The organism is Candidatus Symbiopectobacterium sp. NZEC135 (genome assembly GCF_025962695.1).
Genome location: NZ_JAGFPF010000042.1, coordinates 1 through 13,560, shown reverse-complemented (window position 1 = coordinate 13,560; position 13,560 = coordinate 1). Strand labels below are relative to the sequence as shown.

The following is a 13,560-nucleotide window of genomic DNA, read 5'->3' as shown; positions in this document are numbered from 1 at the left end:
CCTACCCGCGCTGGGACGACAAGAGGCGCAGGATAGCTTTTTCTTATTGTGACCATAATAATTCACTATGGTCGCACTGGATTAAGCTGGTGTATGTATAGGTATAGACAACCAGAAAGACAACGCAAACCACAACCGTAAAGGATCAACCATGCCGAGCTTCTTCGCTCCGCGCGCTCTGTTACCGCAGGGATGGGCGCGGGATGTCCGCATTGCCGTTTCCGCTGAGGGCGTGATTACTGACGTCGAGCAAAACGCCACGCCAGAAGAAACGCAGTCTTTGCCGGGTATTCAGTTACTGTCGGGTATCGTGCTGCCCGCGATGGCGAATCTGCATTCGCATGCTTTTCAGCGCGCGATGGCCGGGCTGGCAGAAGTGGCGGGCGATCCGCAAGACAGTTTCTGGACCTGGCGCGATCTGATGTACCGCTTGGTGGGCCACCTGACGCCGGAGCAGGTCGGAGCTATCGCCAGTCGGCTCTATATCGAGATGTTGAAAGGGGGCTATACCCAGGTTGCTGAGTTTCACTACCTGCATCACGATCCGGCAGGACAGCCTTACGCACAGGATGACATGTTGCTGCAACTGATGACGGCGGCAGAGCGCGCGGGTATCGGCCAAACGCTGCTGCCGGTGCTCTACAGCTACGCCGGTTTTGGCGCCCAGCCCGCGCTGCCGGTGCAACGGCGTTTCATCCAGCAGACCGAACACTATCTGGCGCAGCAGCAGCGGCTGGCAACGCTGTTACGGGATAAGCCGTTGCACACGGCTGGGATTTGCTTTCACTCGCTGCGAGCCGTCAGCGAGGGGCAAATCAACGACGTACTGGCAGCCATGCCGACAACGTTGCCGGTGCACATTCACATTGCCGAGCAGGTAAAAGAGGTGGAGGACTGCGTGGCATGGAGCGGCGAACGGCCCGTCAACTGGCTGTACGATCGCTTCGCGGTGGATGAACGCTGGACGTTGATTCATGCCACACATCTGGATGAACGCGAGCTACAGCGCGTAGCGGCCAGCGGAGCCGTTGCGGGCTTGTGTCCGACCACGGAAGCCAACCTTGGCGATGGCATCTTTTCGCTGGACCAATATGTTGCACTGGGCGGTCGTTGGGGCATTGGTTCAGACAGCCATGTCTCATTGAACCTGCTGGAAGAGTTGCGCTGGTTGGAATATGCGCAACGCTTGCGTGACAGACGGCGCAACCGCGTAGTGACGTCTGATCAACCTGCGGTCGGTGATGTGCTTTATCGGCAGGCGCTGGCAGGCGGCGCGGCAGCCTGTGGGGTTGCCATCGGCGCACTGGCCCCGGGGTATCGCGCTGATTGGCTGGTGCTGGAGGACAACGCCTGGTTACACGGTCTGCCGGACCGCGCGCTGCTCAATCGCTGGCTGTTTGCCGGTGAGCGCCAGCAGATCCGCGATGTGTGGGTTGCCGGGAAACGGGTGATTTGTCAGGGGCAGCATGCGCTGGATGATGAATCTGATCGCCAGTTTGCCTTGGTTATGGATGCGTTGGGGAGCCTCTGATGCCCTTTTTTGATGTGAATACCTTACCGGTCAGCCGTTGGCGCAACGGCGGTGGAGAAACACGGGAAATCATCAGCGCCCCTGCGGTGGAGGGGGACGGCTTTGCCTGGCGTGCCAGCATTGCCACCATTGCGCAGGCCGGTGACTTTTCTGCTTTTCCGGGCGTTGACCGCATTATTACCCTGCTGGAAGGCTCCGGTGTTTCTCTGGTCTTTCCGGCGTTTTCGCACCGTTTGCGGCGCGGCGAGCCGCTGTTTTTTGCCGGTGAAACGCCGCTTTCCGCCACGCCGATCGTGACGGATGGCGGGGATGCGGCCAACCGGGATTTTAATATCATGACACGGCGCGACAGCCATTATGCCATCGTGATGGCTGTGCGTGACGCGATGCAACTGGGCGCGCAGGACGCGGGCGTGCTCTATGTGATGGACGGCCGCTGGCGCATTGGTGAGGAAACCTGTCAGGCGGGACAAGGCGTGTGGTGGACAAGCCAACAACCCCAACGCGACCTCACGCCACTGACCGAAGATGCCTGGCTGCTCTACACCGCGGTATTTCGCCGCGAGAGCAAGCGCTGACAGCCATCAGCCGTGGGTCTTGAAACGGCCCAACAAGCGATAGCGTGAACCGGGATAGATCAGGCGAGCGACAGTAACAATGCGCGCGTCGTGCCAGGTGCGACGGCGGATCATCAAGCACGGCTCCTGCGGATCGAGTGCCAATACCTGACGCTGGTGGTCGTCTGGAATAAAGGCTTCCACGATGTGTTCACCGGCGGTGAGAGGAGCCACCTGACTGAGATAGGTGTAAGGCGTGCGGCGGGTGAAATCCTGTTGCAGATAGTCCGGCGCTTCCACGGGATTGACGTAGCGATCTTCCAACTGGACCGGAAGATCGTTTTCGTAATGGACGATCTGCGAGTGGAACAGCGTTTGCCCCGGCGAGATATCAAACTGCTCTGCCAGTTCTCCTTCCGCTTTCAGACTTTGTAGCGCTAGCACGCGGCTGCTGTGGCGATGTCCACGTTCGGCAATCTCTTCGGCGATATTGCGCACTTCCAGCATAGCCGCGTAGGCCTTGATCTCCGCGACAAAGGTACCAACCCCTTGCATACGTAGCAAAAAGCCTTCACTGGTCAGTTCGCGCAGCGCGCGGTTAATCGTCATACGGCTAACGCCGAGTTCGTTGACCAACTCGCTCTCTGACGGAATACGCTGGTGCGGTTGCCAGGCACCGGTGCGAATCTGGCTGATAATTGCCTGCTTGACCCGTTGATAGATGGGGGCGGGTATATCGCTCATGGCGCCTGCAAGTTGCGATGCGCGCTGCTGTGTCACCACGGTGTTCTCCTTGACCCTACGCTTTTGTGCAGTGTAGCGAATTTTATGCGCGTATGTATATGTATAGACAATGGAGAAAAAACGGCACCGTGCTGCTGACCGCCGATTGTTCAGGTCAGGCAGCGTGCTTTGTGCGCTGCCTCGTTAATGGCGAGTCATCATGGTGCGCCAAACGGGAGCAATGCACTATTCTGGAACCTGTTTTTCCGCAGGGGACTTTTACACTATTCCCGTCAATAAAGGGCTAAACGCTGTTTCTGTGGCATTGGCACACTGCTTGCTTAGGTTGTCTATACAAGTTTATACCCATTTAGGGTACAGACAATAACGTTGGCACAGTTTGCCGCATGGGTAATGACTTCTCTCACAGGAGCGGAACGAATGAACAAAGCACGAGGTAACATGGGCTGGAAAGCGACCCTGATGGCGCTTTGCATGGTATCGGCAGGCGTGGCGCAGGCGGCAGATACGCCGGTAGCGATCGGTATTTCTGGCTGGACCGGCTTTGCGCCGCTGACGCTGGCCGATAAAGCCGGCATCTTCAAGAAGCACGGGCTGGATGTGTCGATCAAAATGATCCCACAAAAAGATCGCCATCTGGCCGTGGCCTCTGGCGCGATTCAATGTGCCGCTACCACGGTAGAAACCTATGTCGCCTGGAACGCCAACGGCGTGCCGATTAAACAAATTGTGCAGTTGGACAAATCCTACGGCGCTGACGGTCTGGCGGTACGTGGCCCGATCGGTGATATCAAATCATTGAAAGGGAAAACCATTGGTGTCGATGCACCGGGAACGTCCCCCTACTTTGCGCTGGCGTGGATCCTGGATAAAAACGGCATGACGCTCAAAGACGTGAAGACGGCAACGCTCTCACCACAGGCAGCGGCGCAAGCGCTGCTCGCCGGGCAAAATGATGCCGCCATGACCTATGAACCCTATCTCTCTAGCGTGCGCGACAAACCTGAAAGCGGCAAGATCATTGCCACCACGCTCGATTACCCGATGGTAATGGATACGCTTGGCTGTACGCCGGATTTCCTCGCGAAAAATCCGCAGGCCGCCAAAGCATTGGTGGAAAGCTATTTTGATGCGCTGGAGATGATCAAGGCCGAGCCGGAAAAATCCTACGAGATCATGGGGGCTGCGGTGAAATCAAGCGGGGCGGATTTTGCTAAATCAGCCAACTATCTGCGCTGGCAGGACAGAGAGCAGAACCGCAAATTCTTTAGCGGTGAGATCGAAACCTTTAGCAACGAAGCGGCCAAACTGCTGCTGGAAATGGGCGTGATTCGCAAGATCCCGGATATCAGCACCCTGTATGACGCCAGCTACGTGAAATAAGGATATTGGCATGATGAGTGATTCTCGCGCGACTGACAAACTGCTTTTGCCGCCTGCGGCGTTACCTGACGCTGCACCGCGCTGGCACAATCCGTTGATGGTGCCGTTGCGGCCTGTTGCCGTGCGGTTGCGCGTGGCACTTGGGGTAGCCTTTTTTGTCCTGTTTTTTGCCCTGTGGGGAATGGTGACGTTCAGCGGTTCGGTATCACCGACCTTTTTGGCCGATCCGCTGACCATGCTGCGTGAAGGGGCGATCCTCTTCACCCAGTATAACTTCTCTGAGGATATCGCCATGACGGTGATGCGCGTGCTGGCGGGGTTCCTGCTGGCCGCGATCATCGGTGTTCCTCTCGGCATTCTGATGGGCGCGTACAAACTGTGCGAGGCGTTTTTCGAACCCTTTGTGTCGTTTTGCCGCTACTTACCGGCATCCGCGTTTATTCCGCTGCTGATCCTGTGGGCGGGCATCGGTGAAATGCAGAAGATTCTGGTGATCTTTATTGGCTCCTTCTTTCAAATCGTGTTGATGGTGGCGGTAGCGGTAGGGGCGGCGCGTCGCGATCTGGTGGAAGCGGCCTACACGTTGGGATGCAGCAACGGCAGCGTGGTGCGTCGCGTGCTGATCCCCGGCGCGGCACCGGAAATTGCCGAACTGTTACGGTTGGTGCTCGGGTGGGCGTGGACTTACGTGATTGTTGCTGAGCTGATTGGCTCGTCGAGCGGTATTGGTCACATGATTGTCGACAGTCAGGCACTCCTGAATACCGGACAGATCATCTTCGGCATTATCGTCATCGGGGTGATTGGTCTGCTGTCAGATTTTCTGTTCAAGGCGATGAACCGACGTCTGTTTTCATGGAGCTTACTGTAATGTCCTACAGCAAATTAGCGGTACGCCAGGTCGAGCGCATCTTTACCGGCCCGCGCGGCGAACAGACGCAGGCGCTGTTGCCCGTCGATTATCAGGTGCAGGAAAACGACTTCATCACCATTCTTGGGCCGTCCGGGTGCGGTAAATCCACCTTGTTGCGCATCATTGCCGGGTTGGACTCGCCGACCAGCGGTGAAGTGTGGCTCGATGGTGCACTGGTGGAAGGACCGGGGGCGGATCGCGGTATGGTGTTTCAAAGCTATACGCTGTTCCCCTGGTTGACGGTAGCGCAGAACATCTGCTTCGGCTTGCAGGAGCGTGGCATCAGCAAGGCGCAGCAGCAGGAGCGCTGCGACTACTACATTCATCAGGTTGGTCTGAAAGGCTTTGAGCATCACTATCCGCGCCAGCTTTCTGGCGGTATGCAGCAACGCACCGCGATTGCGCGCGCACTGGCAAACGATCCCAAAGTGCTGCTGATGGATGAACCTTTTGGCGCGCTGGATAACCAGACGCGCGTCATGATGCAGGAACTTTTACTTTCGGTGTGGGAAGCGTCACGAAAGACGGTGATGTTTGTCACGCACGATATTGATGAAGCTATCTTTATGGGTAACCGGGTAGCGATTTTTAGTGCTCGCCCGGGACGCATCAAAACCGAAGTGGCGGTTGCCTTTGAAGGGCATCGTGATTACACCCTGAAAACCTCGCCGGAGTTTATGGCGCTCAAAGCCAGGGTGACCGAAGAAATACGCGCCGAAACGCTTCAGGCACTGGCGCATTAGTCAGGCACACCGGCACAGAACAAGACATAAAAACGCCTATGGCGTTTTTACTACAGCTCAACTTGTATATACAGGAATAGATTATGACGACAACACCCCCGTCGATTTGCCTCACTCCCGGTGCCGTCGATCTGGCGACGCTGCGGGCGATTTATCACGGTGGCGTCACGCTGACGCTCGCCGAAGAAGCCTGGGCTGACGTGGATGCCGCGTGCCAGCAGGTGGCGGATATCGTGCGGCAGAATCGGGTGGTCTACGGCATCAATACCGGGTTTGGCAAGCTGGTCAGCACCTCCATTCCTGCCGAGCGTCTGGCGGAGTTGCAACGCAATCTGGTGCTGTCGCACAGCGTCGGTGTCGGTGAATTGCTGCCTGATAACGTGCTGCGTTTGGTGATGGCGACCAAAGTGGTGAGTCTGGCACGCGGCCATTCCGGCGTGCGCCGTCTGGTGATTGAAACCTTGCTGGCGCTGTTCAATGCGGGCGTCATGCCGTGCGTGCCGGAAAAAGGATCGGTAGGGGCGTCGGGCGATTTGGCACCGTTGGCCCATATGTCACTGATGCTGCTGGGGGAAGGGCAGGTCAAAATCAATGGTGCTTTGCTGCCAGCACGAGAAGGGCTGGCGCTGGCTGGCGTCGAGCCGCTGGTGTTGGGGCCAAAAGAAGGCTTGGCGCTGCTTAACGGTACGCAGGTTTCCACCTCGCTTGCCCTGCGCGGCCTGTTTGGTGCAGAGCAAGTGCTGGGGGCGGGTCTGGTTGCCGGTGCGCTTTCGCTGGAGGCCATTCGCGGTTCGGCCAAACCGTTCGATGCGCGTATTCACAAAGCGCGCGGCCAGCTCGGTCAGATTGCGGTGGCGGCGGCGATGGATGCGCTGCTCAACGGCAGCGGCATTATGGATTCGCACATGCACTGTGGCCGGGTACAAGATCCCTATTCCATCCGCTGTATTCCGCAAGTGATGGGGGCCTGTCTGGATAACCTGACGCATGCGGCGCGCATTCTGCAAATTGAAGCCAATGCGGCGTCTGACAACCCGCTGGTCTTTACCGACAACGGTGATGTGATTTCTGGCGGTAACTTCCATGCTGAACCAGTGGCATTTGCCGCTGACATTATTGCCCTTGCTGTCGCGGAAATTGGCGCAATTTCTGAACGCCGTTTGGCGCTGCTGCTCGATACCGGCCTGTCGGCACTGCCACCTTTTCTGGTGGCCGATGGCGGCGTGAACTCTGGCTTCATGATAGCCCAGGTGACCGCCGCCGCCTTGGCGTCGGAAAACAAATCGCTGGCGCATCCCGGCAGCGTTGACAGCCTGCCTACCTCTGCCAATCAGGAAGACCACGTCTCCATGGCTACTTATGCGGCCCGTCGTTTAGGCGCAATGTGTGACAACACAGCAGCCGTGGTGGGGATCGAAGCAATGGCGGCGGCACAGGGTATCGAATTCCACCGCCCGTTACGCAGTTCCACCTTGCTGGAACAAGAGTTAACGCGCATTCGTCAGGCGGTGCCTTTCCTCGATAAAGACCGCTATCTGGCACCGGATATCGCCGCCATGTGTCGTTGGGCAAGCCAGGCCGATTGGCCGGAACAAGTGGCTGCGTTGCTGCCCACTTATGCGCAATAACCCGACAGGCTACGGACATTAACCGAATATTAAAGGAACAGCATTATGACCTCATCTGTGGAACAGTCGGGTGCGCGTGAAGTGAGAGCACCCCACGGCAGTGAACTGCATTGCGAAAACTGGCTGATCGAAGCGGCATACCGCATGATCCAGAATAACCTGGACCCGGACGTCGCTGAACGGCCCGAAGATCTGGTGGTATACGGCGGGATTGGCAAGGCGGCACGCAACTGGGCCTGTTTTGACGCGATACTCGCTTCTTTGCGTGCCCTCAAAGGGGATGAAACGCTGTTGGTGCAGTCTGGCAAACCGGTGGGGGTTTTCCGTACCCATGAAAATGCGCCGCGCGTGCTGATCGCCAACTCGAATCTGGTGCCGCACTGGGCCAACTGGGATCACTTCAATAAGCTGGACCGCGACGGGCTGATGATGTACGGCCAGATGACGGCGGGTTCATGGATCTACATCGGTGCGCAGGGCATTGTGCAAGGAACCTACGAAACCTTTGCTGAAGCAGGGCAGCAGCACTACAACGGCGATTTGCGCGGACGGTGGATCCTGACTGCTGGTTTGGGCGGTATGGGTGGCGCACAGCCGTTGGCCGGCGTGCTGGCCGGTGCCAGCGTGCTGGCGATTGAGTGCCAGGAGTCACGTATTGATTTTCGCCTGCGCACACGTTATCTCGATTACAAGGCCACCGATCTGGATGAAGCGCTGGCAATGATCGATGAAGCGTGCAAAGCGGGACGCGCCATTTCTGTGGGTCTGCTGGGTAACGCGGCGGACGTGGTGCCAGAGTTAGTGAAACGTGCCAAGGCCGGTGGTATGCGCCCGGATATTGTGACCGATCAAACCTCGGCGCACGATCCGATTAACGGTTATCTGCCGCAAGGGTGGGACGTGGCGCACTGGGCAGAAATGCGCACTCGCGATCCGAAAGCGGTAGAGAAGGCGGCCAAAGCCTCGATGGCTGTGCATGTTCAGGCGATGCTGGAATTTCATCATATGGGTATCCCGACGGTGGATTACGGTAACAATATCCGCCAGATGGCACTGGAAGAAGGCGTGGCTAACGCGTTCGATTTCCCCGGTTTTGTGCCTGCTTATATTCGCCCGTTGTTCTGTCAGGGCAAAGGCCCGTTCCGCTGGGTGGCGCTGTCCGGTGACCCGGAGGATATCGCGCGTACCGATGCCAAGCTCAAAGAACTGTTTCCTGAGAACACGTCGTTACTCCGCTGGCTGGATATGGCACAAGAGCGCATTGCTTTCCAAGGGTTACCCGCTCGCATTTGCTGGTTAGGATTGGGCGAGCGCCATCTGGCAGGGCTGGCGTTTAATGAGATGGTGCGCAATGGCGAGTTGAAAGCGCCGATTGTGATTGGTCGCGATCATCTGGACTGCGGATCGGTTGCCTCACCGAATCGGGAAACCGAAGCGATGCGCGATGGCTCGGATGCGGTTTCCGACTGGCCGCTGCTCAATGCGTTGTTAAACACAGCGGGTGGTGCAACCTGGGTCAGCCTGCATCACGGCGGCGGTGTGGGCATGGGCTTCTCTCAGCATGCGGGCACGGTGATCGTGTGTGACGGCAGTGAACAGGCCGATGAGCGTTTGGCGCGCGTGCTGTGGAACGATCCGGCTACGGGTGTAATGCGCCATGCGGATGCGGGGTATGAGAGCGCTATCGCGTGCGCCGCACAGCATGGGTTGAATTTGCCGATGGTGAAGGGTTAACGGAGCGCGCCGCTGAGGTCATCATGAAAGAAACGATTGAACGGCTGGCGCGGCGCGAAGCCCGTCAACTGGGGCGCTATAACTCAGGCTTGTCTGATGATGCGGTGCGCCAGCGTTTTGCTGTGACGGATATTGCCCGCCTTGCCAGCAATGAAAATCCTCTGGGCATGAGTCCGCTGGCCGATGCAGCGCTGCGGGCTGAGGTGACGCGCACGGCCTGTTATCCCGATCCGGCAAGTCTTCAATTGCGCGCGGTGATTGCCGCGCGCACTGAGATAACGCCAGAGCAGGTGGTAATGGGCAACGGCTCGGAAAACCTGTTGGAAATGCTGTGTCTGGCTTTTCTCAATCCGGGCGATCGGGTTGTCACGCTGGTGCCCTCTTTTGGTCTGCATCACCTGTATCCCAAAATGTTAGGGGCGGAGGTGACGCTGGTACCGGTGAATGCGCAGATGGAGTACGACCTGGATGCCTGGGCGCTGGCGCTGGCACAACCGGCCAAAATGGTAGTGTTCAGTAACCCTTCCAACCCGGTGGGCTGCATGCTGGGGCGTGAGGGATTCGAGCGTCTGATTGCCATGACACCGCCGGACTGCGTGTTGGTGATCGACGAAGCGTATTATGAATACTGCGCCGCGCACCCTGATTATCCCGATAGCCTCTGCGTATTGCGTCAGCAGGCGCGACCGTGGATTGTGTTGCGCACCTTTTCCAAGGCATACGGTCTGGCTGGGTTGCGTGTGGGGTATGGCTTGGCATGTCATGCTGAGATCGTGGAACTGCTCGATCGCGTGCGCACGCCGTTCAATATCAACCGCATGGCACAGGCGGCAGCACAAGCGGCATTGTTGGATGTGGCGCACGTGGCACGCAGTGTCACCCATGTCACGCAGCAGCGGGCTTGGCTCAGAGATCAACTGCATGCCATGGGGTGGTTTGTGGCCCCATCACAGGCTAATTTCCTGTTTGTGAATGTCGCACAAGATAGCGCTGCATTGGCTGAGCGTTTATTGCATTTCGGGGTGATTGTGAAGCCCTGGCTGGAAGCCGGATATACCCAATGGTTGCGGATCTCGGTGGGGTCTGAAGCCGCCAACCAACAGTGTATTGCGGCGTTGCGCCAATGTGCGCAGTGATCCCGCTTCGGCCCATTGACGGAATACTTACGGAGAAGACATGCAACAGGTCTATTTTCCCGCGCGCGTGGTACGCGGCGCAGGCGCGATTAACCAGTTAGGTACCATCGCTTCAGCGCTGGGTAAACGTGTTTTGGTTTTGGGGGGCAAACATGCGCTGGAGGCTGTGTCAGCCTTGATTGATACGCAGCTGGCAGCATTTGGTGTGAGCAAATGTGCCGATATCTGGTACGGTGGTGAGTGCAGCGAAACACAGATTTTACGTCTGGCACAAGAGGTACGCTCTCAGGCTGCCGATGTGATTATCGCTGTGGGTGGCGGGAAAGCATTGGATACCGGTAAAGCCGTCGGGCTGGAAACCTCCCGTCCGGTTATCACCTTGCCGACCATTGCGGCAACCTGTGCCGCGGTGACACCGCTGACGATTCGCTACCATGACGATGGTCATTTTCGCGATCTGTATCATCTGCCAGTCGCTCCGGCTGCGGTGATTATTGATTCCGATATTCTGGCTAACGCACCGCTGCGCTGGTTAGCGGCGGGGCTGGGCGATACGCTGGCAAAATGGTATGAACTACGAGCGATTAGCGGTAATAAGGATGTCACCGGTTTTGGTGCGTCCTCCATGGCAAACAGCCAGCTCTGCTATCAACAAATTGCCCGGTTTGGTGCCGCCGCCTGTGAAGCCGTCCGGCAACGGCAGGCAACACCGGCGTTGGATCACGTGCTTGATGCCATCTTTTTGTTTGCCGGATTGACCTCATTGATGAGCAATGGTGCCCATGCGGCAGCAGCCCATGCCCTCTACGAAGGCTTTACCGTGTGCGATAAAACGCGTGCTTATGGGCATGGTCTGCTGGTGGGGTTTGGCAATCTCTGTTTACTGGCGCAGGAAGGGCGTAGTGATGAGGAGTTACTTGAAGCCATTGCGTTGGCGAAGGCGTGCGCCATTCCGACATCGTTGGCTGCGATCGCACCCACCCTGACTGCTGAGGATCAGATTGCCATATTGAATGCGGCCGTGACGGCTCCGGATATGAGCAATATGCCCCATGTCGTTACCCGTGAGACGTTACGCGAGGCTATCCGCCGCGTAGAACGTCTGGCTATCAGCGCCTGTTAGCAGGCGCTATAAAATGTGGCCTGGTATAAAAAACTCAATCAGTTAGCCCTAAGCGCCTCGAGCAATTCAGCAACTCTGTCACTTTATGTACATTGAGCTTTTTCATAATGTTCAGTCGATGCGTTTCGACTGTTTTAACGCTGATGCACAGTTGTTCACCGATAAGGCGGTTGGTGTAGCTGTTGGCGATAAGTCTCAGTATTTGCCGTTCACGCGGTGTCAGCAACTCCGGACTGTCCCGTTCCGTGTTCAGGGCGGAGTTGATGGCATCTCGGTTGAGAGCCGGATCGATATACCTTTTTCGCACGGCCATGGTCTGTATTGCAGCCAATAATGTTTTTTGACTACTGTTTTTCAATACATATCCCATGGCACCCGCTGACAGGGTGCGTATTGCCATAAACTCCTCGTTATGTGCGGTGTAAGCGAGGATCGCCATTTTAGGCCAGCGCGAACAGAGCTGTGGGATAAGATCTAGCCCATTGATACCCGGCAATCCCAGGTCGAGGATCACAACATCAGGTTCATGCAGACGGCAGGTGTTATAGACCTCAAGGCCATTTTCAGTGTGCGCAACGATACGAAAGCGCGGATAGGGCACCAGCAAATTGATAATGCCGTTTATGATCAATTCATGATCGTCCACCAGCAAAATTTTATGATCGTTCATATTCCATTCCTCTCAACAAAACGTTGCCCTTTACGATGAGCATTTCAAACGTAAAGCGACATCCAGCGTAAGACGCAGTTCTGCAATTTCCGCTTTGGATAATGGCAGCCCACGTTTAACGCGGTTCTCCATATCGATCACATCGCACAGCAATGGACCGAGACCAGCCTGCCCGATGCATCCTTTTAGGGTATGCAACAGCGTGATAGTTTTTTTCTGATCGCTTGAATTTTGTTCAATGCTTGATAGCAATTCGCGCAGTGAACGACGGACTTTTCGTCGCATAGTGCGGTGAGTGATATTGATGACGGCTTTGTCCGTCAGGCTATCTTGCTCTTGCAGATCGATGGCTCGCTGAAGTTGATATTCAGCGGCGATGCTGATGCTATCGGCCAAATGCGCCAGCGTGACGGGCTTGGTCAGATAGTGGTGCATACCGGCTTGCTTGCAACGGATAATTTCTTCCGATGCAGTGTTGGCTGACAAGGCAATAATGGCGCATTCAGGATCCTGATTATTGCTGTCCTGACGCCACTGCCGGGTGCAGGTCAGGCCATCCATTTCCGGCATGTAGACATCCATCAACACCAGATCAAAACGTTGTTGTCGCCCACACGCCAGCGCTTCTCGGCCGTTACAGGCGGTAGTGACGTTTTGCCCGAGCAGTGTCAGCATGGCACCAATGATGTCACGGTTTATCGTCGCATCGTCCACGAGCAGGATATGCAAGCGCCAAGGTTGAACCGGGATCACCGCTTTATCGGTGTCGGTGATGCCTGATGTTATCTGAGCGGCTAACGTATAGAGTTTACCCGGCAAAAAGCCAAGTTCATCGGCGCACAGGGCATTGTCATGCGTTGCGGCATCGCATGTCAGTCCCCATTCGCTCAGTTGCCGATGCAGCTCCACTGGCGCAGTGATATTGCCGTTTAATGGCGTGGGTGTGATGTGTTTACCGAGTGGCATCATAAAAGAGATGCAGGTGCCGAGCCCTAACGAACTGTTGAGATCCAGCCAGCCCCCCATCATTCGAGCTAGATTCGAGGCAATCGTCAGCCCAAGCCCAGTCCCCTGAATGTTCCCCTGGCTCTGAAAGAAAGGGGTGAATACCGCATCGTGGTCGGCAGAGGCAATGCCTTTGCCGCTGTCACAGACGGCAAATATCAGCGTGTTGTCGTTGCGCGTGACGCTGAGCGTTATTCCTCCGTTATCCGTAAATTTGACCGCATTCCCCAACAGATTGACCAGAATTTGCCGCACGCGAGTCGCATCCATATCGATAAGCAAGGGCACATCACCGCTGACAGTGGTGCGCAGTACTAATCCTTTGCTTTTTCCCGGTCCCTGAATGGTGTACATCGCGCGATCGATCAGCGGAAGCAGCGCTGTCTGCTCAAC

Annotated in this window: 12 protein-coding genes; 9 read left to right on the top strand and 3 right to left on the bottom strand. The window is 56.6% G+C overall.

The genetic code is table 11. From position 1 onward, the window contains the following. The first annotated feature begins 151 nt into the window (after positions 1–151). On the top strand, positions 152–1,531 hold the full coding sequence (locus J5224_RS17455) for a formimidoylglutamate deiminase (protein WP_264626581.1): 1,380 nt from the start codon (positions 152–154) through the stop codon (positions 1,529–1,531). Continuing rightward, complete coding sequence (locus tag J5224_RS17450; protein ID WP_264626580.1) at positions 1,531–2,109, top strand: HutD family protein; 579 nt, start codon at positions 1,531–1,533, stop codon at positions 2,107–2,109. The genes J5224_RS17455 and J5224_RS17450 overlap by 1 nt, the downstream gene beginning before the upstream one ends. Before the next feature lie 6 nt (positions 2,110–2,115). Here the strand turns inward: J5224_RS17450 and hutC are convergent, their stop codons facing one another. Next, complete coding sequence (gene hutC / locus J5224_RS17445) at positions 2,116–2,871, bottom strand: histidine utilization repressor (protein WP_413544692.1); 756 nt, start codon at positions 2,869–2,871, stop codon at positions 2,116–2,118. Positions 2,872–3,273: 402 nt separating this feature from the next. Between hutC and J5224_RS17440 the strand changes: the two genes are divergently transcribed. The 7 genes from J5224_RS17440 to J5224_RS17410 all read left to right on the top strand — a co-directional run bounded on the left by J5224_RS17440 (position 3,274) and on the right by J5224_RS17410 (position 11,492). Then, the gene (locus tag J5224_RS17440; RefSeq protein ID WP_413544693.1) at positions 3,274–4,215 is read left to right on the top strand and encodes an ABC transporter substrate-binding protein; all 942 of its coding nucleotides are present in this window, start codon (positions 3,274–3,276) and stop codon (positions 4,213–4,215) included. Between the two features lie 97 nt (positions 4,216–4,312). Next, complete coding sequence (locus J5224_RS17435; protein ID WP_195313864.1) at positions 4,313–5,086, top strand: ABC transporter permease; 774 nt, start codon at positions 4,313–4,315, stop codon at positions 5,084–5,086. Continuing rightward, positions 5,086–5,871 carry an ABC transporter ATP-binding protein gene (locus J5224_RS17430; RefSeq protein ID WP_195313757.1) on the top strand — a complete coding sequence of 262 codons (786 nt, stop codon included), beginning with the start codon at positions 5,086–5,088 and terminating at the stop codon, positions 5,869–5,871. The genes J5224_RS17435 and J5224_RS17430 overlap by 1 nt, the downstream gene beginning before the upstream one ends. A gap of 83 nt (positions 5,872–5,954) precedes the next feature. After that, positions 5,955–7,499 carry a histidine ammonia-lyase gene (hutH, locus tag J5224_RS17425; protein ID WP_264626578.1) on the top strand — a complete coding sequence of 515 codons (1,545 nt, stop codon included), beginning with the start codon at positions 5,955–5,957 and terminating at the stop codon, positions 7,497–7,499. 45 nt (positions 7,500–7,544) lie between these two features. Beyond that, positions 7,545–9,233, top strand: coding sequence for a urocanate hydratase (hutU, locus tag J5224_RS17420; RefSeq protein WP_264626577.1), 1,689 nt, complete (start codon positions 7,545–7,547; stop codon positions 9,231–9,233). Positions 9,234–9,256: 23 nt separating this feature from the next. Further along, positions 9,257–10,369: a histidinol-phosphate transaminase gene (gene hisC, locus J5224_RS17415; RefSeq protein ID WP_264626601.1), complete on the top strand. Its 1,113-nt coding sequence runs from the start codon at positions 9,257–9,259 to the stop codon at positions 10,367–10,369. A 40-nt stretch (positions 10,370–10,409) separates the two neighbouring features. Next, the gene (locus J5224_RS17410) at positions 10,410–11,492 is read left to right on the top strand and encodes an iron-containing alcohol dehydrogenase family protein (RefSeq protein ID WP_264626576.1); all 1,083 of its coding nucleotides are present in this window, start codon (positions 10,410–10,412) and stop codon (positions 11,490–11,492) included. Positions 11,493–11,526: 34 nt separating this feature from the next. On the opposite strand, the gene J5224_RS17405 is transcribed toward J5224_RS17410, so the two are convergent. Both J5224_RS17405 and J5224_RS17400 read right to left on the bottom strand, forming a co-directional pair. Continuing rightward, positions 11,527–12,162: a two component system response regulator gene (locus J5224_RS17405; protein ID WP_264626575.1), complete on the bottom strand. Its 636-nt coding sequence runs from the start codon at positions 12,160–12,162 to the stop codon at positions 11,527–11,529. 30 nt (positions 12,163–12,192) lie between these two features. Continuing rightward, positions 12,193–13,560, bottom strand: a 1,368-nt coding sequence (locus J5224_RS17400) for a response regulator (protein ID WP_264626574.1), incomplete at its 5' end; no start/stop codon positions are given.